Origin of the sequence: Saccharothrix hoggarensis (genome assembly GCF_042678885.1) — a bacterium.
Taxonomy (GTDB): Bacteria; Actinomycetota; Actinomycetes; order Mycobacteriales; family Pseudonocardiaceae; genus Actinosynnema; species Actinosynnema hoggarensis.
The window spans coordinates 1-23,662 of the sequence record NZ_JBHTLK010000004.1 but is presented as its reverse complement, the minus strand read 5'-3'; the positions used below and the strand labels follow the sequence as shown (position 1 = coordinate 23,662).

Here is a 23,662-nt window from a genome sequence, read left to right as displayed (position 1 = left end):
TCAGTCTTTCACCCACGCGCCCCGGCTCATCACCTCGCGCGGCTTCAACTCGGTGTCCAGGACCACCAGGTCGGCGGCCAGACCGGCCCGCAGCTCGCCGGTCCGCCCCGCCAGCCCCAGCAGGTGCGCCGGACGGGTGGCGGTGGCGTGCACCGCCTCCTCGATCGTGAGGCCGCACGACGCCACCGCGTTGCGGAACGCCGCGTCCATGGTGAGCGTGCTGCCCGCGAGGGACGCGCCGCCGGCGAGCGTCGGCACGCCGTCCACCACGCGCACCTCCAGGCCGCCCACGTCGTAGACGCCGTCACCCACGCCCGCCGCCGCGATCGCGTCGGTGACCAGCACCGTCCGCCGCACGCCCGCGTGCCGCGCGGCCAGCCGGACGGCGGTCGGGTGCAGGTGCACCAGGTCGCAGATCAGCTCGACGGTGACGCGCTCGTCGTCCAGCAGCGCGCCGATCGGCCCCGGCTCGCGGTGGTGCAGCGGCCGCATCCCGTTGAACAGGTGCGTGGCGACGGTCGCGCCCGCCTCGACGGCCGGCCGGATCTGCGCCTCGGTGGCGTCGGTGTGGCCGATGGCGGCGAGGACATCGTTGTCGACGAGGTGGCGCACGGCGTCCACACCGTGCTCCAGCTCGGGCGCGATGGTGATCATCCGGACGGCGCCGCCGCCCGCGTCGAGCAGCGTGTCGATCGCGCCGCGCTCCGGTGGGCGGAGGATGGCCGGGTCGTGCGCGCCGCAGCGCGCGGCGGACAGGAACGGCCCTTCGAGGTGGATGCCGGCCACCACGCCGTCGCGCACGAGCTCGGTCAGCGCCTTGACCTGGTCGGCGAGCTCCGGGACCGGCCGCGACACCAGGCTGGCGATCAGCGTGGTGGTGCCGTGCCGGCGGTGCGCGTTCGCCGCCTTGATCACCCGGGCCGGGTCCGCGCTGGTGAACGCCTCACCGCCGCCACCGTGGCAGTGGATGTCCACGAACCCCGGTACCAGCCACCCCCCGTTCACGTCCGTCGTCGGACCGTCCGGCGCCGCCCCCTCGCCCACGGCCGCGATCAGGCCGTCGCGCACCGCGACCCAACCCTGTTCGAGCACCCCGTCAGGCGTGACGACCCGACCACCGGTCAGGGTCACGTCCACGGGTCCACCCCACGTGCTCATCTCTCCTCCAGCATGTCGATGGCCAGCAGCGCGGCACCGAGGCACCCGGCCTCGTCACCCAACGCCGCCAGCCGCAGTTCCGGGCGCCGCTGGAACGTGGTCAGCTCGTCCAGTCGTGCGCCCAGCGGGTCCGTCAGCAACGGGCCCGCCAGTGCCAGGCCGCCGCCCAGCACCACGGCTTCCGGTCCCAACAACGCGGCTACCAGCAGGATGCCCCTAGCCAGCGCGTCCACGGCCTCACGCCACACGTCCGCCGCGTCGGTGTCGCCCGATGCGAGCAGTCGGGCCACCTCCGCCGCGCCGTTGACCTGGCGGTTCGTCCGCTTCGTGTAACGACGGGCGATCGCGGCGCTGCTCGCGCGCGCCTCGACGCAACCCGTCTGGCCGCACCCGCACGGGTCACCGTGGCCGACGTCCACGTGCCCGACCTCGCCCGGCGCGGACGAGACCCGGCCGTCCAGGACGAGGGCCGCGGCGATGCCGGTGCCGATGGGCACGATCACCGCGTTGGCGAGGCCGCGCGCGTTGCCCTGGCGGAGTTCGGCCAGGCCACCGGCGCGGACGTCGTGGCCGAAGGCGGTGGGCAGGCCGGTGGCCGCCTCGACCTCCTTGCGGAACGGGTGGTCGCGCCAGCCGAGGTTCGCGGAGTAGACGCCGACGCCCGCGGCCTCGTCCACGATGCCCGGCACCACGAGGCCGACGGCGTCGACCGGGTGGTCCGCGGAGGCGCGCAACTCGTCGACCAAGGCGGTCACGTCCTCGACCACGGCGTCGCCCGTGGGTCGGGTCGGACGGCGCCGCTGCGTCACCGGCCGCACCCCGGTGGGGGTGCCGGTGACCAGGGCGGCCTTGGTCTCTGTTCCGCCGACGTCGACGGCTATCACGTGTCTGGTGCGCGCCACGAGGACCGATACTGCGGCATGTGACCGCCATTGGTCTATACCAAGTACCGGATTGGACTCGTCCGGGGTGACGCCGGGGCCCGTCCGGGTGCCTGGCGGGGGTCTGACGCGTGCCTGAGGGGGCCAGACCGGGGCGTGACCGGGGTCGGCCGCGGGTGCTCGGCGGAAGCGCGGGTGGCGGTTCGGGGCGAAGGCTCGGCCGCGACTCGGCAGGTTCGAACGGGGCTCGGCATGTGCCGGCGAGGTGCGCCGGGCCGGCGAGAGGTGCGTCCCGCCGGTGAGGCACAGCGCCCGGCGGGGTCGCGGTCGGGCGGACGGTCTAGTTGCCGGCCATGATCTTCTGCAGGGCGTCCAGCGCCCGGCTGGCGGTGCTCTTCACGGTGCCCTTGCTGATGCCGGTGGCGTCCGCGATCTCCGCCTCCGACAGGTCGCCGTAGTACCGCAGCACGAGCACTTCCCGCTGCCTCGGCGGCAGCTGGGACAGGGCCGCCACGACCGCCTGGTGCTCCGCCGTGAGCATGGCGAGGCTCTCCGCCGACCGAGCGTTGGCGACGTGCGGCGGGGTGTAGTCGCGGGCCGTCTTGCGACGCCGCAGCACGCTGCGCGAACCGTTCACCACAGCCGTCCGCAGGTAGCCGACGGCCGCTTGCGCGTCCCGCAGGTTGGTCCAGTTCCGGTGCAGGCCGGTGAACGCCTCCTGCACGACGTCCTCCGCCGTGGCGGGCTCGTCGACCAGCAGCAGCGCCAACCTCACCAGCCGCATGCGGTGCTGGCGGTACAGGTCTTCCAGGGTGAGGGGACCGGTCGGCGCCGGTGCCACGCCGTCCTGGATCCGCAGGTTCGTCAGCGTGTCCTGCACACGCGCGATGCCGCCGCTGTTCCGATCGGGACCGACCACGGAAAAGACGTTACCCCGTCACGGGGTAGCTTCGGCGCGGCGTCGCACAACGAAGGGGGCTTCGATGGCTCGGTTCGCGGTCGAGTTCGTGTACGGGGACAACCAGGAGGAACGGCTGGCCGTCCGGCCGGCGCACCGGGAGTACCTGTCCACGCTGGTGGAGCGCGGTGCGCTGCTCGTCGCCGGCCCGTACGTCGACCAGACCGGCGCGTTGCTGGTCTACGAGGTCGCGGACGAGGACGAGCTGCGGGACGTGATCGCCGCCGACCCGTACACGCACGCCGGTGTGGTGGCGGAGACGCGCGTGCACGAGTGGCAGACGGTGATGGGCGCCTGGGTCTAGCGGACGGTCCGGCTAGCGCTTCTCGGCGGCGGTGCCGCCGGGGCCGACGAGGCCGGACAGGTCCCGCTGGGCCATCTCGCGGTCGGCGGCGGGCACCGACTTCGGTGCCTGCCGGTCGACCACCTTCGGAGTGAACGCGCGGAACAGCTTCAGGCCGCCGACCCACCCCGGCACGTGCACCGCCTTGGACCGGCGGGTGATGGCCCGCACCACGGCCTTGCCCACGTCGGAGACCGGGTACTTCTTGCCCGCCAGGCCCGGCATGCCGCTGCGCAGCGGTCCGAACACGGGGTGCCGGTCGGCGCTGTTGACCATGTCGGTGGCGATCCACGAGAAGTAGGCGACGCCGACGTCCACGCCCAGGTGCCGCACCTCGGCGCGCAGGCTGTCCGCGAACGCCTCGCAGCCCGCCTTCGCCGCCGAGTAGGCCGCGTTGCCGGGGATGTGCACGATCGCCGCCAGCGACGACACGACGAGGCAGTAGCCGCGGCTCGCGATCAGGTGCGGCAGGCAGGTGCGCACGGTCCGCCACACGCCGAGCAGGTTGACCTCGATGACCCGCTCGAACGCGGCCGGGTCCATCGACCGGACGAACCCGGTGGCGGCGATGCCCGCGTTGGCGACGACGACGTCGATGCCGCCGTAGTGGTCCACCACGCCGTTCACCGCGGTCTCCAGCGCCTCCCAGTCGGTGACGTCGGCCTCCCACGCCCTGCCGCCGCACTGCTCGGCCACCTGGCGCAGCTGGTCGCCCTCCAGGCCCACCAGGGCGAGCTTCGCGCCCCTCGCGGCCAGGCGCCGCGCCACCTCCGCGCCGATGCCCCTGGCCGCGCCAGTGATCAGGACAACCTTGCCCGCAACGTCCACGGTGACCTCCTCAGGCTGCTGTGCCGGGAGGCCACCGTAACGCAACTTACCGCCAGTAAGCTACTGGGGAGTTAAACTTCGCTCGCCGTGCTCAGGGCGGCGATCTCGTCCGCGGCGAGCCGCAGCTCCAGCGCGGGCAGCAGCTCCGCGAGCTGGTCCACCGTGCGGGCCGACGCGATGGGCGCGGCCACCGTCGGCTGGTCCGCGAGCCACGCCAGGGCGACCGCCGCCGGGGTCGTGCCGCGGCCCACGGCGACCTCGTCCAACGCCGTCAGCACGCGCAGGCCGCGCTCGTCGAGGTACCGCGACGCGGCGGCGGCCCGGGCGCTCTCCACCGTGACGCCCGGCCGGTACTTGCCGGTCAGGAAGCCCTTCGCCAGGCCCCAGTACGGCGCGGAGGACAGCCCGTGGTCCGCGACGGCACGCGACAGCTCGCCCTCGTACGACCGGTCGACCAGGTTGTAGGCCTGCTGGAGCGCGACGAACCCGGCGAACCCCTCGCGCTCGGACACGGCGAGCGCGGACGTGAGCCGGTCCGCGGTGTAGTTCGACGCGGCGATGTGCCGGACCTTGCCCGCCCGGACCAGCCGGTCGAACGCCGCCAGCGTCTCCTCCTGCGGCGTGCCGGGGTCGTCCTTGTGCGCGTAGTACAGGTCGATGTGGTCGACGCCGAGCCGGCGCAGCGAGTCCTCGGCGGCTCGCTCGATCGTGGCGGCCTTGAGGTCGTCGAGCCCGGCGAGCATGCCGACCTTGGTCGCGACCACGACCCGGTCGCGGTTGCCCCGCGACCTCAGCCACCGGCCGATGATCGTCTCCGACTCGCCGCCGGTGTGGCCCTCGGCCCACGCCGAGTACGCGTCCGCGGTGTCCACGAAGTCGCCGCCGGCCGCGACGTACGCGTCGAGCACGGCGAACGACGTCTCCTCGTCGGCGGTCCAGCCGAAGACGTTGCCACCCAGGCACAGGCGCGACACCCCGAGGTCGCTGGTTCCGAGTTTCGTCATGGCGCAGACCCAACCGGACGACGTCGGCGAGCGGGGAACCGGCGAGTCAGGACTAAATGGTGGGCCGGGGTGGTTGGTCCCGACAGCGCCTAGTTCGTGGGGAGACGAAATGACGGTCGAGTTGGGCAGGTACGGCGTGTGGGGCCTCGTGTCGCGGTGGGCCGGGCGCGAGGAGGCCGCGGCCGAGCTGGAGGAGCTGGGCTACGGCACCGTCTGGCTGGGCGCGTCACCCGACGGCAGTGTCCTGACCACGGTCTCCGCGCTCCTCGACGCCACCGACGAGATCACCGTGGCGACGGGCATCCTCAACGTCTGGACGACGCCGGCGGCCGAGGTCAACGACGGCTACCGGGCGTTGGCCTGGACCGACCGGTTCCTCGTCGGCATCGGCGCCGGGCACCGCGAGCTGGTGGGTGAGGTGTATCACAGCCCTTACCAGAAGCTCGTCCACTACCTGGACGAGCTGGACGTGCCGCGCGACCGCCTCGCCCTCGCCGCCCTCGGCCCCCGCGTGCTCCGGCTGGCGGCCGCGCGCACCAGCGTCGCCCACCCCTACCTGGTGACGCCGGAGTACACCGCCCACGCCCGCGAGACCGTCGGCGCGGGCGTGCTGCTCGCCCCGGAACAGCACGTGGTGCTGGAGGAGGACCCGTCGCGGGCCCGTGAGCTGGGACGGGAGGCGCTGTCGTTCTACCTGGGACTGCCGAACTACACGAGGAACTGGCTGCGGCACGGGTTCACCGAGGACGACCTGGCCGGCGGCGGCAGCGACCGGCTGGTGGACGCGCTGGTCGCGTGGGGTTCGGTCGAGACGGTCGCGCGCAGGTTGCGCGAGCACCACGAAGCGGGCGCCGACCACGTGGCCATCCAGGTGGTCGGCGCCACCGATGAGCTGCGGGGACTGCGCGACCTGGCGGCCGCGGTCATCGACGAGCCGGTCCTCGGCTAGCTCGTGGGCCGGCCGGTCGTGGGGCCGGCCGGTCCGCCGTCAGCTGTCGGAGACCTCGACGCCGCGCCAGAACGCGACGTGGCCCTTGATGTTGGCCGCCTCCGGCTTGGGCTCGGCGTAGTACCAGGCGGCGTCGGGGTTGTCCTGCCCCTCCACGTGCAGCGTGTAGTAGTTGGCGGTGCCCTTCCAGGGGCAGATCGAGACCGTCTCCGACGGCCTCAGGTACTGGGCGTGCACCGACTCCAGGGGGAAGTAGTGGTTCCCCTCCACCATCTCGGTTTTGTCACTCTCGGCGATGATCTCGCCGTTCCATCGTGCGATCGCCATGCGTCCACTATGCCGGTGATCAACTTCTCTCGCCGGCCCTGCCCGTAGGATGCTGCCGACACCGCGTTCCGGGCACCCGAGGAGGACCACCGATGCCCATCGCAACCCCCGAGGTCTACGCCGAGATGCTCGACCGCGCGAAGGCGAACGAATTCGCCTACCCCGCGATCAACGTCACCTCGTCCGAGACCCTCAACGCGGCCCTGCGTGGATTCGCGGAAGCCGAGAGCGACGGGATCATCCAGGTCTCGACCGGCGGAGCCGAGTTCGCCTCCGGCACGAAGGTCAAGGACATGGTGACCGGCGCGGTTGCGCTGGCGGAGTTCGCGCACGTGGTCGCCGAGAAGTACCCGGTGAACATCGCGCTGCACACCGACCACTGCCCCAAGGACAAGCTGGACGGCTACGTCCGACCGCTCGTCGCGATCAGCCAGGAGCGGGTGGACCGCGGGCTCAACCCGCTGTTCCAGTCGCACATGTGGGACGGCTCGGCCGTGCCGCTGGACGAGAACCTGAAGATCGCCTCGGAGCTCCTCGACCTCACCGCGAAGGCCAGGATCATCCTGGAGATCGAGGTCGGCGTCGTCGGCGGCGAAGAGGACGGCGTCGCCCACGAGATCAACGAGAAGCTGTACACCTCCCCCGAGGACTACCTGAAGACGGTGGACGCCCTCGGTTCCGGTGAGAAGGGCCGCTACCTGGTCGCGGCGACGTTCGGCAACGTGCACGGCGTGTACAAGCCGGGCAACGTGAAGCTGCGCCCGGAGATCCTGAAGCAGGGTCAGGACGTGGTGGCCGAGAAGCTGGGCCTCCCGGCCGGCTCCAAGCCGTTCGACCTGGTCTTCCACGGCGGCTCCGGCTCGCTGCTGGAGGAGATCCACGAGGCCGTGTCGTACGGCGTCATCAAGATGAACATCGACACGGACACGCAGTACGCGTTCACCCGTCCGATCGTCGGCCACATGTTCACGAACTACGACGGCGTGCTGAAGATCGACGGCGAGGTCGGCAACAAGAAGGCCTACGACCCGCGGTCGTACCTGAAGGCCGCCGAGCAGGGCATGGCCGCCCGCATCGCCCAGGCGTGCGAGCACCTGAAGTCCTCCGGCCGCATGATCGCCGGCTGAGTCCCCCGCACGACGTGAACGGCCCCCTCCGGGTTCTCCGGAGGGGGCCGTTCCCCGTGGTCGGCGTGCGTGGTCGGCGTGCGCGCGGCACGCGGGGTCAGGCGGTGACCAGCGGTCGTCCGGGGCTCTGCCCCACCTTGGCGCGGTCCGCGGCGACCCACAGCACGGCCAGCACCACGAACGTCGCCGCCGCGGACGGGTAGCTGATCGGCGGTGCGGCGTCCACGGCCTGCTGCGCCCAGATCCCGCCGTAGCCGAGCCCGGTCACGGCGGCCGAGCCGAGCACGGCGACCACCGGCACGGGCAGGTCGCCGAGGTGCGCGGCGTCCACGGCGAGGCCGATGAGCAGCAGGAACAGCGGCACGGTCGACAGCGGGAAGTCGGCGCCCGCGAGCAGCGGCCAGATCAGGCAGCGGTAGGCGACGTACCCGCCGGCCACCGCCGTCGCGGACCACCGGGCGCCGAGCGTGCGGCGGGCGACGACGAGCACGAGGGCCGCCGGGACGAGCCCCCACACCGGGTAGACCCAGTCGGGGATCGGCAGCGAGAACTGGACGATCGACTCGCGGTCGACCGGGCGGCCGATCTGGTCGGCGGCGAACTGCAGCAGGATCGGCTCGGCGTACGGGTCGCCGCGGTCCCACGAGGCGATCTCCAGCACGCCGTACTCCTGGTGCTGGTTCGGGAACCAGACGTTCTCCAGGAAGAAGAACCACAGCGCGGCCAGGCCGAACCACCGCCACCGGCCGTGCGGGTACAGCGTGATCCAGCCGCGGATCGCGCCCACGAGCATGATCGCGGTGCCCAGGTACAGCAGGGCGTGCGACCCGCTCCACGACGTGATGTCGAGGCCGTTGATCCGGTGGTTGATCAGGTCGATCGGCAGGGCGATGAGGAAGATCCCGGTGCCCGCCTGCATGAACCACAGCGCGTGCTTGTCCACGCCGTAGCCGGTGTAGGTGTGGAACAGGGTCAGCCCGACCACGATCACCGTGCCCACGGTGTTGATCAGGTGCGGTGGCGCGAGCTCGTCGCGCAGCCACTTGAAGTGCCAGGCCACGTCCCACGACGAGCCGATCAGCTTGAGCAGCAGACCGGCCAACCAGAGCCGGTAGACCGCGCTGACGAGAGCCGGTGGCGTCTCGCGCCCCGGCTCGCCCCGCTCCCAGTACTGGTCGCGGAAACGTGCGACGCGCTTGGATACCCCCGTGTTCACCCGCCCATGATGCGTCTCGACAGGATTCCCTGGAAGGGCCGCCCGCCCTGGTATTTCCCTGAACGACCCCTAAGGGACGTCGACGACCAGCTCCTTCCGGGGTGCGTTCATGCGAACGGGTGAGGGGCGTTGCTCCGCTCGGTCGTACCCGGAAGGGTGCGGGTCTGAGAGTTCGCTGAGAACCCGAGGAGCGCTTTCATGGGCAAGAAGGTCGTGGCGGGCATCATCGCCTCCGCGCTGGTGCTGGCACTGGTCGCTGCGGTGGTGCGGGTCTTCCTAAGCTGATCGCATGGAGAACCTGCTCGGTCCCGAACCCACGTTGCTGCCCGACCGCCCGGAGGCGCAGGCCGCCGCCGAGGCGGGCACCGACCCGGCCAAGATCGTCCGCGCGTACCCCGACTTCAGCGAGGCGTGGGCGCTGCTCGCCGAGCGGGCGTTGCAGACCGGCGACCCGGTCGCCGGCTACGCGTTCGCCCGCACCGGCTACCACCGCGGCCTCGACCAGCTGCGCCGGTCCGGCTGGAAGGGCCACGGCCCCGTGCCGTGGTCGCACCGCGCCAACCAGGGCTTCCTGCGGGCCCTCGCCGCCCTGGCCCGTGCCGCCGACGAGATCGGCGAGGCCGAGGAGTACGAGCGCTGCAAGAAGTTCCTCGCCGACAGCGACCCGGCGGCCCCCGCCGCCCTCGGCCTGAGCTGACCCCGTGGGGGCCGTGCGCGACGAGGTGGCGCGCAGGCTGAGGCGGTGGCAGAGCACGGCCCTGCCCATCGCGCAGGCCGCGCTCGCCGCCGGGCTGTCCTGGTTCGTCGCCACCGAGGTCGTCGGGCACGCGCACCCGTTCTTCGCGCCGATCGCCGCCGTCGTCTGCCTCGGCGTCTCGCTGGGGCAGCGGCTGCGGCGCGTCGTGGAACTCGTCGTCGGCGTCTCCGTGGGCGTCGGCGTCGGGGACGTGCTGATCTCGCTGATCGGCTCCGGGCCGTGGCAGATCGCGCTGGTGGTGGCCCTGGCGATGTCGGCGGCCGTGCTGCTGGACGGCGGCGCGGTCATCGCGCTGCAGTCCGGCTCGTCGGCGGTGCTGGTCGCGACGCTGCTGCCGCCCAGCGCCGGCGGCGGCCTCGACCGGATGGTCGACGCGCTGGTCGGCGGGGTGGTGGGGCTGGCCGTGACGGCGTTGCTGCCGGCGAACCCGCTGACCGTGGCGCACCGGCAGGCGAAGGTCGTGTTCGGCGAGCTGACCGAGGCGCTGCGCGGGATGGCGAAGGCGGTGTCCGAGGAGGACGCCGTGCAGGCCGCCGGGGTGCTGGCGCGGTTGCGCGGCAGCCAGGAGGCGGTGGACGAGTTCGCGGCGGCGTTGAAGACCGGCGGCGAGATCGCCACCATCGCGCCGATCCGGTGGCGCAGGCGGCACGAGCTGGGCCGGTACGGGACGGCCGCCACGCCCGTGGACTACGCGCTGCGCAACACGAGGGTGCTGGCGCGGCGGGCGCTGGCCGCGCTGCGGGACGGCGAGCGGATGCCGGACGTGCTGCCCGACGTGCTGCGGCGGTACGCGGACGCGGTGGACGTGCTGCGGGCCGAGCTGCAGCGCGGCGACGAGCCGAAGCTGGCGCGCGCGGCGATCCGGGACGCGGCGGCGCCCGCCACGTGGCGGCGGATGGGCGGCGAGGGCTTCTCGACCAGGGTGGTGCTGGCCCAGGTCCGGTCGGTGGCCGTGGACCTGTTGCAGGCCACCGGTTTGTCGCGGGTGGAGGCGAGGGAGTCGTGGGCGCCCCTGACGCGCGCCGACTGACGCGCGCGGGGCGGCAACGGCTCCGCTAACCCTCCGGTCGGTTCAGGACGCCGAGCAGGACGTCGTGCACGGCGTCGTGGTCGCGCGGGTCCGCCAGCCGGCAGGACGCGCCGGTGATGGCGTACCACTCGTCCGCGCCCTCGTAGCGCACCGTCGCGCGCAGCTCGCCGTCGGCCAGCGTGGTGCGCAGCTCCAGGGGCCCGGTGATCACGCCGACCTCGTCGGTCATGACGCCGCCGGGTCCGGGCACGAACGGGGACGAGCGGTCAGCCATCGGTCGTCAGCACCTCCCGAGCATGCTCTGCAGTGCAGACTTCTCCGCCGAGTTCACCGTCAAACCCCAGTTGTGCTTGGAGCGGACCCACATCTTGGCGTAGGTGCACCAGTACGTGGTCAGCGGCGGCTTCCACAGCGCGGGGTCCTGGTCGCCCTTGGCCTGGTTCACGTTGTCCGTCACGGCGATGAGCTGAGGGTTGCCCAGGTCGTTGGCGAACGACTGGCGGCGGGCCGTGGTCCACGACGACGCGCCGGAGCGCCACGCCTCGGCCAGCGGCACGACGTGGTCGATGTCCACATCGGACGCGAGGCTCCACGTCGCGCCGTCGTACGGGCTGTACCAGCGGCCCGACGTGGCGGCGCAGGCGGAGTCGGTGACCACGTTGGACCCGTCGCGCTTCAGGACCGTCTCCCGGGTGTTGCAGGCGCCCGAGATCGTGATCCAGTGCGGGAACTTGTCCCGCGAGTACCCCGTCATGGAGCCCTCGGAGGCGACCCGGAGCGCGGCCAGCTCGGAGAGGGCGGTGGTGGTGCTCGGGATGTTCGGCGGCGTGGCCTGGGCAGGGGTGACCAGGCCGACAGCCAGCAGACCAGCCAGGAGCAGGGAAAGAGCCGGAAGTCGCAGGAATCGGGAGAATCGCGCGGCTTTGTTGACCATTGACATAATTCCGACCTTCCTAGTTGGAAGCTGTCGGAATTAACCTTGGGTCAATTCTCCTTCCGTTACAACGCCTTCGAGTGACACCTGAATGGCGAAGGAGGAAATTCCTCAGTCACTAGAGCCCGCGGACCAGGCGCAACTCCTCCGTGTGGCGGTACCAGGTCCACTTGCCCATCGGGCGCGGGTGCGCGATGCCGTCCGAGTTCACCTGGACGGGCAGGCAGCCGAGTTGGAAGGCGCGTGCCGACGTCGTGGTGACCTTGCGGGTGAACAACCTCTTGTTGATCACGTGGACCAGGAGGCCGAGCCCGCTCTCCGGGTCCGGGGTGACCTCCAGCCGGGTCGCCTGGCCGCGCAGCACCACCGTGTCGTCGCCGTAGCCGACGCCGCGCACCGGGCCGAGCGAGCCGAGCCCCACCAGCACGCCGCCCACGTCGTCCCGGATGAGCGGGACGCGGTCCGCGTCACCCGACAGGGCGAGGTCGAGGGCGCGGCCGGGATCGGTGGGCAGACCCCACAACCGGGCCACCTCGGACCGCGGGTCGGCGGGCACGAACCCCACCGGGACGTCCGCCAGCCGTTCGGTGCGCAGCAGCCGCAGCACCACCGCGTTCAGGTCGGCGTCCGTCCCGTGGACGACGAGACGTTTATCACCCAATTCGGCGACAACCGGGTCTACCTCGGCCTTTCCGGGCCGTGCGGCCACTTGGCGTACCGCGAAACGGTCACCGTCCGTGATCATTGGCGACTGCGCGTTTCCGCAGGCCAGCACGATTCCGCGCACCTTCATCTCCTGGTCTACCCTCAACAGCCGTCCATTGACGGCTCGGCCGTCGCAGGCATTCGGCTCTTACCCGTCCAACCGCTTGGAGTTTCACATGCCGGCCGTCGTGCTGATCGGTGCCCAGTGGGGCGATGAGGGCAAGGGCAAGGCAACCGACCTGCTCGGTGACCGGGTGCAGTGGGTCGTCCGCTACCAGGGCGGCAACAACGCCGGGCACACCGTGGTGCTGCCCGACGGGCAGAAGTTCGCCCTGCACCTGATCCCCTCCGGAATCCTCACGCCCGGCGTGACCAGCGTCATCGGCAACGGCGTCGTGGTCGACCCCGGCGTGCTGCTCGAGGAGCTGGCGGGCCTCGACGAGCAGGGCGTCGACACGAGCCGGCTGATCATCTCCGCCGACGCGCACCTGATCATGCCGTACCACGTGGCGATCGATAAGGTCACCGAGCGCTACCTGGGCAAGGCCAAGATCGGCACCACCGGCCGCGGCATCGGCCCGTGCTACCAGGACAAGATCGCCCGCGTCGGCGTGCGCGCCCAGGACCTGCTGGACGAGAAGATCCTCCGGCAGAAGGTCGAAGCGGCGCTGGACTTCAAGAACCAGGTGCTGGTCAAGGTCTACAACCGCAAGGCGCTCGACCCGGAGCAGGTCGTGGACAGCGTGCTGGAGCACGGCACGAAGTTCACCTCCCGCATCGCCGACACCCGCCTGCTGCTCAACGAGGCGCTGGACCGCGGCGAGACCGTGCTGCTGGAGGGCTCGCAGGGCACGCTGCTCGACGTGGACCACGGCACCTACCCGTTCGTGACGTCGTCCAACCCGACCTCGGGCGGCGCGAGCGCCGGTTCCGGCATCGGCCCGACGAAGATCACCACGGTGATCGGCATCCTGAAGGCGTACACGACGCGCGTCGGCTCGGGCCCGTTCCCGACCGAGCTGAACGACGACATGGGCGAGCACCTGCGCAAGACCGGCGGCGAGTTCGGCGTGACGACCGGGCGTTCGCGGCGCACCGGCTGGTTCGACGCCGTGATCGCCCGGTACGCGGCGCGGGTGAACGGCATCACCGACTACTTCCTCACCAAGCTGGACGTGCTGTCCGGGCTGGAGAAGGTGCCGGTCTGCGTCGGTTACACGATCGACGGCGAGCGGGTCGACGAGATGCCGATGACGCAGACCGACGTGCACCACGCCGTGCCGGTGTACGAGGAGCTGCCGGGCTGGTTCGAGGACATCAGCCACTGCCGCACGTTCGAGGAGCTGCCCGCGAACGCGCGCGCGTACGTCGAGCACCTGGAGCAGATCTCCGGCGCCCGGATGTCCGCGATCGGCGTCGGCCCCGGCCGCGACCAGACCATCGTGCGCCACGACATGCTGGGCTGACCACCCCGCGCGAAGAACCCCCGGTGCCGACGCAATCGGCACCGGGGGTTCTTTCGTTATTCGGGAGTCGTTGACTTCCCCGCCACGGCCAAAACTCGGACCCGCTGATCAGCGCGTCCGATGTCTTCCGCCCGCCGCGAGAAACCCGTGTCGATTTCCTTGGCGGCCGTGGTCACGCGCTGGGAATCGGTGTCCGGCACACGCCCGCCGCGGGACGACGCGAATTGCCCGTGGGCTCCCGCTTCGAGTTCCTGGTGGCGTTCCGCCTGGCCCGGCGGGGCCTGCTCGCCTGACACCACCGGGGGACGCCTTGGCGGGCGTCCCCCGGTGGTCGTCGGTCAGCCGTTGCGGGCTTCCACGGCGGTGTCCGGGTTGTCGGCGAACACGCCGTCCAGCCCGGTGGCGTAGAACTTCGCGTACTCGCCGAACGCGTTGCCGTACGCGGCCGGGTCGGTCGACGTGCGGAAGTCCGCCGGCAGGAACGCGTTCTCGTTGCGGAACGTCCACGCGTGCACGATCAGGCCGCGCGCGTGCGCGTCACGCACCAGCGTCGTCGGCTGGCGCAGGAAGCCCGCCGCGTCCCGCGGGATGATCCGGTCCTTCGCCGCGCCGATGCCGGACGCGTAGGTGCGGATCTCGCGCAGCCCCTCGGGCGTCACCAGGTCGCTGTAGGTGCGCTTGTCGCCCGCCTTGACGAAGTCGTACGGCGCGCCCGACCCGTTGATCAGCTGCACCAGCGGCACGCGCAGGTGCGCCTTGAGCTGCTTGAGGTTCGCCACCTCGAACGACTGCACGTACACCTTGGCGTTGGGCCGGTTCAGGCCCGAGCGGGTGAGCACGTCGACCAGGCGCGGCTCCAGCGGGAGGCCGATGTCCTGGAAGTACGTGGGGTGCTTGGTCTCGGGGTAGAGGCCGATCTCGCGGCCGAGCTCGCGGGACAGCCGGCGGGACAGGTCGACGACCTCCTCCAGCGTCGGCACCTCGAACCGGCCGTCGTACAGCGTGTTGCGCGGCCGCACCTCGGGGATGCGCTCCTTGGCCCGCAGGGTCTTCAGCTCGGCGAGCGTGAAGTCCTCGGTGAACCAGCCGGTGATCGGCGTGCCGTCGATGACCTTCGTGGCCCGGCGCCCGGCGAACTCCGGGTGCGCGGCCACGTCCGTGGTGCCGCCGATCTCGTTCTCGTGCCGCGCGACCAGCTTGCCGTCCTTGGTGACGACCAGGTCGGGCTCGATGTAGTCGGCGCCCATGCGCGCCGCCAGCTCGTACGCCGCCAGCGTGTGCTCGGGCCGGTAGCCCGACGCGCCGCGGTGGCCGATCACCAGCGGGCCCTTGCGGGACGACGCCACCTCGGGTTCACCGCTCGCCGACCCCGATGGCAGCACCACCGCCCCGGCCACCGCGAGCGCCGCGAGCGCCGCTCCGACGATCTTCGTCCGCATCATCGCCGACCTCCTCAGAGATTCCTGACGCGCGGCAGCCTCGTCGCGCACCGCGACGTCCTGGACACCGTAGGGCGAAGCGAAGACCACGTCACGGTGAACGCGTAGTGGGTGTTCGGTCCTTCGTCACTCCCTGGATATGGCCGCTTCCTCCAGGTCGAGTTCCCGCAGCACCCGGATCAACACCTCGTCGTCGATCTGCCCCTCGTCACGCGCCCGCACGAACACCTGGCGCTCGGCCGCGAGCATGGTCCGCCGCAACCTCCGGTACGTCGCGGCGGGGCTCTCGTCCTCCTGCCGGCCCAGCCGCTCCCACGCCGCGTTGCCCCGGTGCTCGGCCATGATCCGCAGCCGTTCCACGATGTGCTCGGGCGTGTCCCCACCGCCGTCGCCGACGACCTCGTCCAGCCTGGCCACGGCCGCCCGCGCCGCCGCGTGCTGCACCTGCGCCTCGGCCAGCGCGTCGGTCCGCTCCTCGTCGCCGCGGACGCCGAGCTTGCGGATCAGGTACGGCAGCGAGAGCCCCTGCAGCAGGAGCGTGCCGACGGTGACGACGAACGCGCAGAACACGATCACGTCCCGGCCGGGCAGGTCCAGCGGCAGCGCGCTCGCCGCGGCCAGCGACACCACACCCCGCATCCCCGCCCACGACAGCACGGTCACGCCACGCCACCCCGGCGCCCGCTCGCGCTCCCGGACGCGCCTCGACAGCAGCCGGGGCAGGTACGCCGCCGGGTACATCCACACGAACCGCACCAGGATCGTCGCCGCCAGCACGGCCGCCGCCGCCCACGCCAGCCCGGCCGTGATGTCCACGTCCCGCACCACGCTGTTCAGCTGCAAGCCGATCAACGCGAACACGAACGACTCCAGCACCACGTCCACCGAACGCCACACCGCCGTGTCCTGCAGGCGCGTGTAGTACGAGCTGCGCGGGGCGTTGTGGCCGATGTAGAGCCCGGCGACGACGACCGCGAGCACACCGGAGGCGTGCAGCTCCTCGGCGAAGATGTACGCGCCGAACGGCACCAGCAGGCCGAGCGCGCTCTCCAGCACCCCGTCGTCCAGCCGCTCCCGAATCCAGCGCACCGCCCACCCGATGGCCAGCCCCACCAGCACGCCGCCACCCGCGCTGATCACGAACGTCCGCGTGCCGTCGAGCCAGGTCGCGGTCGCGCCCGCCGCCGCGGCCACGGCGACCTTGTAGGCGGTCAGCGCGGTCGCGTCGTTGATCAGGCTCTCGCCGGTCAGCAGCGTCATCGTCCGGCGCGGCAGGTTGAGCCGCCGTCCGATCGCGACGGCCGCCACCGCGTCCGGCGGCGCCACCACCGCCCCGAGCACCAGGGCCGCCGGCAGGGACAGCTCCGGCAGGACGAGGTGCGCGACCCAGCCGACGGCGATCGTCGTGGCCAGCACCAGGCCCACCGCGAGCAGTCCGATGGGCCGCAGGTTGGCGCGGAAGTTGTGGTACGAGCTGTCCAGCGCGGCCGAGTACAGCAGGGGCGGCAGCACCAGGACCAGGATCAGCTCCGGCTCCAGCGCGAACTCGGGCAGGCCGGGGATGAACGACACCGCCAGGCCGACGCCCACCAGCACCAGCGGGGCCGACCAGTTGAGGCGCTTGGCCGCCGCCGTCACGAGCAGCGCGCCGACGAGCAGCAGGAGCAGTCCGGGTCCGTGCATGGCGCAATCTTGCGTGATGATGACGGGTATGACCTGTCCTCACGTAGCGGACCTGCCGGCCGCGGTGGCCCCGGACAACGCCGAGGGCTGCGCGGACTGCCTCGCCGCCGGCGAGCGCAACTGGGCCCACCTCCGGATCTGCCTCACCTGCGGCCACGTCGCGTGCTGCGACTCCAGCCCGCGCCGGCACGCGACGGCGCACTTCGGCGCGTCCGAGCACCCCGTGGTGCGGTCGTTCGAGCCGGGCGAGGACTGGCGCTGGTGCTACGTCGACTCCCGGATCGTGTGACGGGCGTCTTTACAGTCCCTTTAGACGGTGGGGCTATGGCTGTGACCTGTGGCACAAGTAGCTTCGGTTGCGCTCGATCCAGCGCGACACGAAGGAGTGCGCGTGCCGACCAAGCCGCAGGTCGAAGTCGATGAACTGATCGCCGAGTACGACGAGGAGCGCCCGTCGCGCGCCTTGTCCCGGCGGTGGGAGCTGGGCGTGTGGGTGGCGGGCCTCGCCATCGCGCTGCTCGTGCTCAAGCAGGTGTTCTGGCCGTTCGGCAAGGGCAGCCAGTACTACCTGGTGATCTTCCTGGCGGTCACGCTGCCGCTGGTCTTCCTCTGCTACCGGCCGCGCGGCCGGCGTGGCGAGGGCGACGACCCCGGCGTCATCGACTGGGTGGCGGCCGCCCTCGCGTTCGTTGCCGGCTCGTACCCGCTGTTCGGCGGGTTCGACGCGTTCCTCGACCGGCAGGGCCAGCTGACCCCGGTGGACGTGGTCGCCGGGTCGGTGCTGCTGGTGCTGATCCTGGAGGCGTGCCGGCGGACCACCGGCTGGGTGCTGCCGATCGTGTGCGTCGCGTTCATCGCGTTCGCCTACTACGGGGGTTTCCTGCCGCCGTCCTGGGACATCTCCCACGCGGGCGTGGACTTCAGCCAGATCATCAGCGGCTTCTACAACGCCGCCACCGGGTTCTACGGCACGCCGCTGGACGTCGCCGCCACGTACATCGTGCTGTTCACGATCTACGGGTCGGTGCTGAACGCGTCCGGCGCGGGCACGTTCTTCGTGGACATCAGCTTCGCCGCGTTCCGCAAGTCCCGGACCGCGCCCGGTCGCACCGCCGCCACCGCCGGGTTCCTGCTCGGCACCGTGTCCGGCTCCGGCACCGCGACCACCGTCTCGCTGGGCGCGGTGACGTGGCCGATGCTGAAGAAGGCCGGGTACCCCAAGGAGAACGCGGGCGGGCTGCTCGCCGCGTCCGGCATCGGCGCGATCCTGTCCCCGCCGACGCTCGGCGCGGCGGCGTTCATCATCGCCGAGTTCCTGGAGACGTCCTACCTCCAAGTGCTGATCTGGGCGATCCTGCCGACGCTCCTCTACTACCTGGGCATCGCGCTGGCCGTGGAGATCGACGCCCGCAAGTTCGGCGCCAAGCCCGTGGACATCGACTCGCCGAGCCCGTGGGCGCTGCTCAAGCGCGGCGGGTACCACTTCCTGTCCCTCGCCGTGATCGTCGTGTTCCTGGCGCTGGACATCCCGGTGTTCTCCGCCGTCGTCTACGCGACCGGTGTCGCGGCGGTGTTCGCGCTGATCGCCAAGCGCGGCGACGTGCGGGAGTGGCTGCGGGCGATGGCGGACTCGCTGTCGTCGGGCGTGCGGTCGGCGCTGCCGGTGGTCGCGGTGTGCGCGGCGGCGGGCGTGATCACGTCCACGATCACCAGGACCGGGCTGGGCCAGGTGCTGGCGTCGGGGCTGGTGGACCTCGCCGCCGCGGTCTCGTCCAACCCGACCGTGGTCCTGTTCGTCACGGTGGTGCTCGCGGCGGTCGCGGTGAGCCTGCTCGGCCTGGCCGTGCCGGTGACCGCGTCGTTCATCATCTCGTGGGTCGTCATCGGGCCCGCGCTGGTGCAGCTGGGCGTGGCGCCCGAGGAAGCCGCCATGTTCATCTTCTACTACGCGGTGCTGTCCGAGGTGACGCCGCCGACCGCGCTCGCCGCCGTGGCCGCCGCCGCCATCACCGGCGGCGACGTGATGAAGACGATGTGGCGGACGTGGAAGTACACGCTGCCCGCGTTCCTCGTGCCGATGGCGTTCGTGCTGACCGACAACGGCGCCGGGCTGCTGCTGCGGACGTCGTTCGTCGACGCGCTGTGGGTGTTCGCCGCCTCCGCGCTGGGCGTGGCCGCGTTGGCCGTGCTCACCGGCGGGTGGCTGTTCGGTCTCGCGCGGTGGCCGGAGCGCGCGCTCTGCGCACCCGCCGCCGTGGCCCTGCTCTACCTGCAACCCGTGACCGTCGCCGTCGGCCTGGGGTTCCTCCTGGCCGCGGTCGCGGTGCACGTCGTCCTCCGCCGTATGACCACCTCGGGAAAGGAACAGCATGCGTAGCTGGGCGTTCAAGGTCGCCGTCGGCGTGCTCTCGGTCGGCCTCGTCGCCGCCGGGTGCGGCGGCAAGCGCACCCCCACCGACACCGGGAGCGACAACGCCGGCGCACCCGCCTGCGAGGCGGCCGACGGCCGGCTCACCATCGCCACCGGCAACTCCGGGGGCGTCTACTACGTCGTCGGCGGCGGGCTCGCCAAGCTGATCAGCGACAACACCAAGCTGAAGGCCACGGCCGCCGAGACCGGCGCGTCCGTGCAGAACATCCAGCAGCTCGTGGCGGGCGACTACGACTTGGCGTTCTCGCTGGCCGACACGGCGGCGGACGCGGTCGCGGGCAAGGGCGCGTTCGACGGCAAGCCGCAGCAGGTGCAGGCGCTGACCAGGCTGTACCCGAACTACACGCAGGTGCTCGTGCGCACCGACTCCGGCATCAACTCGGTCGCCGACATGCGCGGCAAGCGGATCTCCACCGGGTCGCCCAAGTCCGGCACCGAGGTCATCGCGCAACGGCTGCTCACCGCCGCCGGGCTCAACCCCGAGACCGACGTGCAGGCGCAGCGGCTCGACCTGGCCAAGACCGCCGACGGGATGAAGGACGGCAGCATCGACGGCCTCGTCTGGTCCGGCGGCCTGCCCACCGCGCAGATCACCGACATCACCACGTCGTTGAAGGACAAGGTCAAGTTCATCGACATCACGCCGCAGCTCGACGCCCTGAAGAAGATCAACCCGGTGTACGACCGGGGCACCATCCCGGCCGCCACCTACGGGCAGGCGGAGGGCGTGGCGACCGTGGCCGTGCCGAACGTGCTGCTCGTGCGCTCGGACTTCCCGGAGGCCAACGCGTGCGCCATCACCAAGCTCATCTACGCCAAGAAGGCGGACCTGGAGGCGGTGCACCCGGCGGCCAAGGACATCCGCGAGGAGAAGGCCGGGATGACCGACCCGGTGCCGCTGCACCCCGGCTCGCTGGACGCACTGGGCGGCTGACCGGCGGGGTCATCTAGGCTTCCCCACCGTGCGTGTCCTGGTCATCGGGTCTGGCGCCCGTGAACATGCCCTTGTCCTCGCTTTGTCGCGGGACCCTTCGGTGATCGCGTTGGCCTGTGCGCCGGGCAACGCGGGCATCGCGGGCGTCGCCGAGACCTACGGGGTCGACGTCACCGACGGCGCGGCCGTCGCGGCGCTGGCCAAGGAGTGGAACGCCGACCTCGTCGTGGTCGGGCCGGAGCAGCCCCTGGTGGCGGGTGCGGCGGACGCCGTGCGCGCCATCGGCATCCCCTGCTTCGGCCCGTCCGCCGCGGCGGCCCGCATCGAGGGCTCCAAGGCGTTCGCGAAGGACGTCATGGCCGCCGCGGGCGTGCCGACCGCCGTGTCGGAGGTCGTCGACAACCCGGCCCGGCTCGACTCGGCGCTGAACCGCTTCGGCCCGCGGTGGGTCGTGAAGGACGACGGCCTGGCCGCCGGGAAGGGCGTGGTCGTCACGTCCGACCGCGCCGCCGCCCGCGCGCACGCCATGACCCTGCTCGACCACGGCCACCCGGTGCTGCTGGAGTCGTTCCTCGACGGTCCCGAGGTGTCGCTGTTCTGCCTGGTGGACGGCTCGTCCGTGGTGCCGCTGCTGCCCGCGCAGGACTTCAAGCGCGTCGGCGACGGCGACTCGGGCCCGAACACCGGCGGCATGGGCGCGTACTCCCCGCTCCCCTGGGCATCACCCGACCTGGTGGACACGATCGTGGCGACCTGCGTCCAGCCGGTCGTCGACGAACTGGCCCGCCGCGACACCCCGTTCACCGGCCTGCTCTACGCGGGCCTGGCCCTCACCTCCACCGGCCCGCAGGTCATCGAGTTCAACTGCCGGTTCGGCGACCCGGAGACCCAGGCCGTCCTGGCGCTCCTCCGCACCCCCCTGGCGGGCCTCTTCCACGCCGCCGCCACCGGCGCCCTCGCCTCCGCGCCGCCCCTCGACTGGGCCGACGGCTACGCCGTCACCGTCGTGATCGCCGCCGAGGGCTACCCCGGCCGCCCGCGCACCGGCGACGTCATCACCGGCGCGGAAGCGGACGGCGTCCTCCACGCGGGCACCCGCCGGCGCGAGGACGGCGCCGTCGTCTCCACCGGCGGCCGGGTCCTGTCCGTGGTCGGCACGGGCGCGACCCTGGCCGACGCCCGCACCGACGCCTACCGCCGCGTCGAGGCCGTCCACCTGACCGGCTCCCACCACCGCACCGACATCGCCCTGCATGCGGCGAACGGCGAGATCGACGTCCCCTGACCGTCACCCGGCTCGACACCCGACGGCCGGTCGGACTTCGTCCGAAAAGCCCCCGCCGCGGTCCCGTGAAGCCCACGGGAACCGCGGCGGGGGCTTCTTCGTCCAACCTCAGACCCGGCTCACGTGGTCGTTGGTAGCCTCGGACCGGGATCGACTCGTCACCGACCGTACGGGGGTAGGGCGTCATGGCAGAGGAGAACGGCCTCCTGGGAGCCGTCGCCGCCGTGGGGGGGACCATCGGCAAGGCGGTCGGCGACATGTTCGCAGCGGAGAAGCGGCTGAACGACACGGTGGCCTCCGGCCCTGGCACCGGCCAGCAGTTCGAGGTCACCAAGGAAACGGTCCTCCAGGCCGGCAAGATCATCAACGATCAGGCACTGGTGCTCGCGGCCACTCTCCGCGAGAGCGAGCGCGACCTGATGGTGGACCTGCCCCCCGGTTCAGACCCCGTCAACCAGAGCATCGCCGCAGCGTGGAACTCCCGTTTGGCAGGCGACGAGAACACCTACGCCGGCCGGGTCGAGCAGTACGTCAAGAGCTTGCTCAACCTTGCGGGTCAGCTGCGCGAGGTCGCGCGTCAGTACGGGTTCACCGAGGACGAGGTCACGGCGGCTTTTGGGGCGTCCGGTGCGAAATAGGGTTCGACGTGGTGTTGTGCTCGCCGTCGCGGCGGGTCTCTTCCTGGTCGGCTGTACCCAGCAGGAACCGGGCGACCCACGCCCAGGGGGCACCACCACCGGCGAATCGACGTCCGACAGCTCCTCGACCCCGACGACCAGCCGCTCATCCCGTCCGAAGGAGATCAAGCTCGACGGGGTGGATCCGTGCAAGGTGTTGACGGCCGACCAGATGAAGCAGCTGTCCGTCGTGAAAGCCCAGGCGGACGAGGGCAACCTGAGCGGCATCGGCAAGTATCCGCTCTGTGACTACCACACGAGGTCTGCTCCGGTGTTCGGGTATGGCGTCGGTCTTGTGACCAATGGGGGCATCGAGCACTGGCAGGGCAACGGGAACGTCGACGTCAACCGCACCGAGGTGAGCGGTTATCCGGCTGCCCAGTTGGTGCTCAGCGGCACGGACAACGTCATGTGCTCCATCGCGGTCGACGTCGCGGACGGGCAGCAGCTCGTCGTGGACTTCAACCCGCTCGGTGACGAGTTCACGCAGGACGAGATGTGTCAGAACGCGAAGAAGGCGGCTGAGCTGGCGCTCGTCACCTTGCCGACTCTGGTGTGAGGGGGAAGCCAATGGGTTACCGAGAGATCACCGACTTCCGGTTCGAGGGTTACGACAACCAGGCGCTGGCCACCCTCGTCCAGCAGTTCCAGGCGGGTGACGCCGCGCAAAAGTTCAGCGACGCCTCGCACGCGCTCCGCCAGTTGTCCGCCAGCCTCGCCGAAGTGGACGAAACCCTGCGCACCGAGCTGAAGAAGCTCGGCATCGACTGGCAGGGCGCCGCCGGCGAGCGGGCCAACGAGAAGACCACGGTCATGGCCGACTACGCGTCGGAAGCCGATGAGGCGGCCAGGCAGAACTCACAGGCGACCGCCGTGCAGGGCGCCAACCACAGCCAGACGCGGAACGGGATGCCCGATCCGCAGCAGTTGCGCGGTGACACGGACACGAACCTCGTCGACGACGTCGGCGGCTGGTTCGGGTACGAGACGGATCACGCCAAAGAGGTCAAGCAGACGCAGGCCGCGCGCGAGCAGACGATCCGCGGGCTCGACCAGTACACCGAGGCGAGCCGCGACGCGCTCAACCAGTACCAGGGCATGACGAAGCCGCCGCAGTTCGAGGTGACGACGGCGTCCAGCGTGAGCACGCCCGTCGCGCCGGTGGTGCCGCCCGGTGGTGGCGTGCCGCCGACGATCCCCGGCGGGACGCCCGGCTTCCCCGGCGGCTCGGGCCAGCTGCCCGGCGGCGGCTCGGTGCGCCTGCCCCCGCACCTCCCCGGACACCTCCCCGGACACCTCCCCGGACACCTCCCCGGACACCTCCCCGGCGGCTCGACGACGGGCCTCATGCCGAACACCCCGCCCGGCAGCCCGGTGCTGCCGCCGGTCGCGCTCGGCAAGAGCGGTCCGTCGAACCTCGGGCTCGGGCTCGGCCTCGGGTTGACCGCCGGGCTGGGGTTGGGGCTCGCGGCGACGCAGGCCCGCGGCGCGCGGGTGGTGCGCAACGGCCCGTCCACGGGCACGCCCGGC

The 23,662-nt window shown here is 71.7% G+C and carries 25 protein-coding genes; 13 read left to right on the top strand and 12 right to left on the bottom strand.

Annotated features, from left to right (window positions below; all coding sequences use genetic code 11):
* From nagA to ACFQ3T_RS01525, 3 genes are all read right to left on the bottom strand, one after another.
* Window positions 1-1,158, bottom strand: a complete 1,158-nt coding sequence (gene nagA, locus ACFQ3T_RS01535) for an N-acetylglucosamine-6-phosphate deacetylase (protein WP_380718882.1) — start codon at window positions 1,156-1,158, stop codon at window positions 1-3.
* On the bottom strand, window positions 1,155-2,060 hold the full coding sequence (locus ACFQ3T_RS01530) for an ROK family protein (protein WP_380718880.1): 906 nt from the start codon (window positions 2,058-2,060) through the stop codon (window positions 1,155-1,157). Before ACFQ3T_RS01530 ends, nagA begins: the two co-directional genes overlap by 4 nt.
* A gap of 319 nt (window positions 2,061-2,379) precedes the next feature.
* Window positions 2,380-2,958 carry a SigE family RNA polymerase sigma factor gene (locus ACFQ3T_RS01525; RefSeq protein ID WP_380718878.1) on the bottom strand — a complete coding sequence of 193 codons (579 nt, stop codon included), beginning with the start codon at window positions 2,956-2,958 and terminating at the stop codon, window positions 2,380-2,382.
* A gap of 64 nt (window positions 2,959-3,022) precedes the next feature.
* Here ACFQ3T_RS01525 and ACFQ3T_RS01520 point away from each other — a divergent pair, with 64 nt between their 5' ends.
* Window positions 3,023-3,301, top strand: coding sequence for a YciI family protein (locus ACFQ3T_RS01520; RefSeq protein WP_380718876.1), 279 nt, complete (start codon window positions 3,023-3,025; stop codon window positions 3,299-3,301).
* Window positions 3,302-3,313: 12 nt separating this feature from the next.
* Here the strand turns inward: ACFQ3T_RS01520 and ACFQ3T_RS01515 are convergent, their stop codons facing one another.
* Complete coding sequence (locus ACFQ3T_RS01515; protein WP_380718874.1) at window positions 3,314-4,168, bottom strand: SDR family oxidoreductase; 855 nt, start codon at window positions 4,166-4,168, stop codon at window positions 3,314-3,316.
* Between the two features lie 71 nt (window positions 4,169-4,239).
* On the bottom strand, window positions 4,240-5,172 hold the full coding sequence (locus ACFQ3T_RS01510) for an aldo/keto reductase (RefSeq protein WP_380718872.1): 933 nt from the start codon (window positions 5,170-5,172) through the stop codon (window positions 4,240-4,242).
* Between the two features lie 109 nt (window positions 5,173-5,281).
* Here ACFQ3T_RS01510 and ACFQ3T_RS01505 point away from each other — a divergent pair, with 109 nt between their 5' ends.
* Window positions 5,282-6,121, top strand: a complete 840-nt coding sequence (locus ACFQ3T_RS01505) for an LLM class F420-dependent oxidoreductase (RefSeq protein WP_380718870.1) — start codon at window positions 5,282-5,284, stop codon at window positions 6,119-6,121.
* A 39-nt stretch (window positions 6,122-6,160) separates the two neighbouring features.
* Here the strand turns inward: ACFQ3T_RS01505 and ACFQ3T_RS01500 are convergent, their stop codons facing one another.
* Window positions 6,161-6,448, bottom strand: a complete 288-nt coding sequence (locus ACFQ3T_RS01500; RefSeq protein WP_380718868.1) for a DUF427 domain-containing protein — start codon at window positions 6,446-6,448, stop codon at window positions 6,161-6,163.
* 92 nt (window positions 6,449-6,540) lie between these two features.
* Between ACFQ3T_RS01500 and fbaA the strand changes: the two genes are divergently transcribed.
* On the top strand, window positions 6,541-7,575 hold the full coding sequence (fbaA, locus tag ACFQ3T_RS01495; RefSeq protein ID WP_380718866.1) for a class II fructose-bisphosphate aldolase: 1,035 nt from the start codon (window positions 6,541-6,543) through the stop codon (window positions 7,573-7,575).
* A gap of 97 nt (window positions 7,576-7,672) precedes the next feature.
* Here the strand turns inward: fbaA and ACFQ3T_RS01490 are convergent, their stop codons facing one another.
* On the bottom strand, window positions 7,673-8,791 hold the full coding sequence (locus ACFQ3T_RS01490) for a hypothetical protein (RefSeq protein WP_380718864.1): 1,119 nt from the start codon (window positions 8,789-8,791) through the stop codon (window positions 7,673-7,675).
* A gap of 289 nt (window positions 8,792-9,080) precedes the next feature.
* Between ACFQ3T_RS01490 and ACFQ3T_RS01485 the strand changes: the two genes are divergently transcribed.
* Both ACFQ3T_RS01485 and ACFQ3T_RS01480 read left to right on the top strand, forming a co-directional pair.
* Entirely contained in the window at window positions 9,081-9,488 is a 408-nt protein-coding gene (locus tag ACFQ3T_RS01485; protein ID WP_380718861.1) for a DUF3151 domain-containing protein, read from the top strand.
* Window positions 9,489-9,492: 4 nt separating this feature from the next.
* Window positions 9,493-10,578: an FUSC family protein gene (locus tag ACFQ3T_RS01480; RefSeq protein WP_380718859.1), complete on the top strand. Its 1,086-nt coding sequence runs from the start codon at window positions 9,493-9,495 to the stop codon at window positions 10,576-10,578.
* Window positions 10,579-10,603: 25 nt separating this feature from the next.
* Here the strand turns inward: ACFQ3T_RS01480 and ACFQ3T_RS01475 are convergent, their stop codons facing one another.
* From ACFQ3T_RS01475 to ACFQ3T_RS01465, 3 genes are all read right to left on the bottom strand, one after another.
* Window positions 10,604-10,852: a hypothetical protein gene (locus ACFQ3T_RS01475; RefSeq protein ID WP_380718857.1), complete on the bottom strand. Its 249-nt coding sequence runs from the start codon at window positions 10,850-10,852 to the stop codon at window positions 10,604-10,606.
* A gap of 6 nt (window positions 10,853-10,858) precedes the next feature.
* Window positions 10,859-11,518 (bottom strand): HNH endonuclease family protein, encoded by a 660-nt coding sequence (locus ACFQ3T_RS01470; RefSeq protein ID WP_380718855.1) that lies wholly within the window; start codon window positions 11,516-11,518, stop codon window positions 10,859-10,861.
* Between the two features lie 112 nt (window positions 11,519-11,630).
* Window positions 11,631-12,305: a hypothetical protein gene (locus tag ACFQ3T_RS01465; RefSeq protein ID WP_380718853.1), complete on the bottom strand. Its 675-nt coding sequence runs from the start codon at window positions 12,303-12,305 to the stop codon at window positions 11,631-11,633.
* An 88-nt stretch (window positions 12,306-12,393) separates the two neighbouring features.
* On the opposite strand from ACFQ3T_RS01465, the gene ACFQ3T_RS01460 reads away from it, so the two are divergent.
* Complete coding sequence (locus ACFQ3T_RS01460) at window positions 12,394-13,683, top strand: adenylosuccinate synthase (protein WP_380718851.1); 1,290 nt, start codon at window positions 12,394-12,396, stop codon at window positions 13,681-13,683.
* A gap of 338 nt (window positions 13,684-14,021) precedes the next feature.
* Here the strand turns inward: ACFQ3T_RS01460 and ACFQ3T_RS01455 are convergent, their stop codons facing one another.
* Together ACFQ3T_RS01455 and ACFQ3T_RS01450 are read right to left on the bottom strand one after the other, a co-directional pair.
* Window positions 14,022-15,122 carry a glycerophosphodiester phosphodiesterase gene (locus ACFQ3T_RS01455; RefSeq protein ID WP_380719024.1) on the bottom strand — a complete coding sequence of 367 codons (1,101 nt, stop codon included), beginning with the start codon at window positions 15,120-15,122 and terminating at the stop codon, window positions 14,022-14,024.
* Window positions 15,123-15,248: 126 nt separating this feature from the next.
* Window positions 15,249-16,805, bottom strand: coding sequence for a Na+/H+ antiporter (locus ACFQ3T_RS01450; RefSeq protein WP_380718849.1), 1,557 nt, complete (start codon window positions 16,803-16,805; stop codon window positions 15,249-15,251).
* Window positions 16,806-16,833: 28 nt separating this feature from the next.
* On the opposite strand from ACFQ3T_RS01450, the gene ACFQ3T_RS01445 reads away from it, so the two are divergent.
* From ACFQ3T_RS01445 to ACFQ3T_RS01415, 7 genes are all read left to right on the top strand, one after another.
* Entirely contained in the window at window positions 16,834-17,094 is a 261-nt protein-coding gene (locus tag ACFQ3T_RS01445) for a UBP-type zinc finger domain-containing protein (protein WP_380718847.1), read from the top strand.
* A 102-nt stretch (window positions 17,095-17,196) separates the two neighbouring features.
* Window positions 17,197-19,182, top strand: coding sequence for a TRAP transporter permease (locus ACFQ3T_RS01440; protein WP_380718845.1), 1,986 nt, complete (start codon window positions 17,197-17,199; stop codon window positions 19,180-19,182).
* Window positions 19,175-20,170 (top strand): TAXI family TRAP transporter solute-binding subunit, encoded by a 996-nt coding sequence (locus ACFQ3T_RS01435; RefSeq protein WP_380718843.1) that lies wholly within the window; start codon window positions 19,175-19,177, stop codon window positions 20,168-20,170. The genes ACFQ3T_RS01440 and ACFQ3T_RS01435 overlap by 8 nt, the downstream gene beginning before the upstream one ends.
* A gap of 28 nt (window positions 20,171-20,198) precedes the next feature.
* A complete protein-coding gene (gene purD, locus ACFQ3T_RS01430; protein WP_380718842.1) occupies window positions 20,199-21,455 on the top strand; it encodes a phosphoribosylamine--glycine ligase in 1,257 nt (418 codons plus the stop codon).
* A 185-nt stretch (window positions 21,456-21,640) separates the two neighbouring features.
* Window positions 21,641-22,093, top strand: a complete 453-nt coding sequence (locus tag ACFQ3T_RS01425; RefSeq protein ID WP_380718841.1) for a hypothetical protein — start codon at window positions 21,641-21,643, stop codon at window positions 22,091-22,093.
* 16 nt (window positions 22,094-22,109) lie between these two features.
* Window positions 22,110-22,691: a DUF3558 domain-containing protein gene (locus ACFQ3T_RS01420; RefSeq protein WP_380718839.1), complete on the top strand. Its 582-nt coding sequence runs from the start codon at window positions 22,110-22,112 to the stop codon at window positions 22,689-22,691.
* Between the two features lie 11 nt (window positions 22,692-22,702).
* The coding region (locus ACFQ3T_RS01415; protein WP_380718837.1) for a PPE domain-containing protein at window positions 22,703-23,662 on the top strand (960 nt) is incomplete at its 3' end.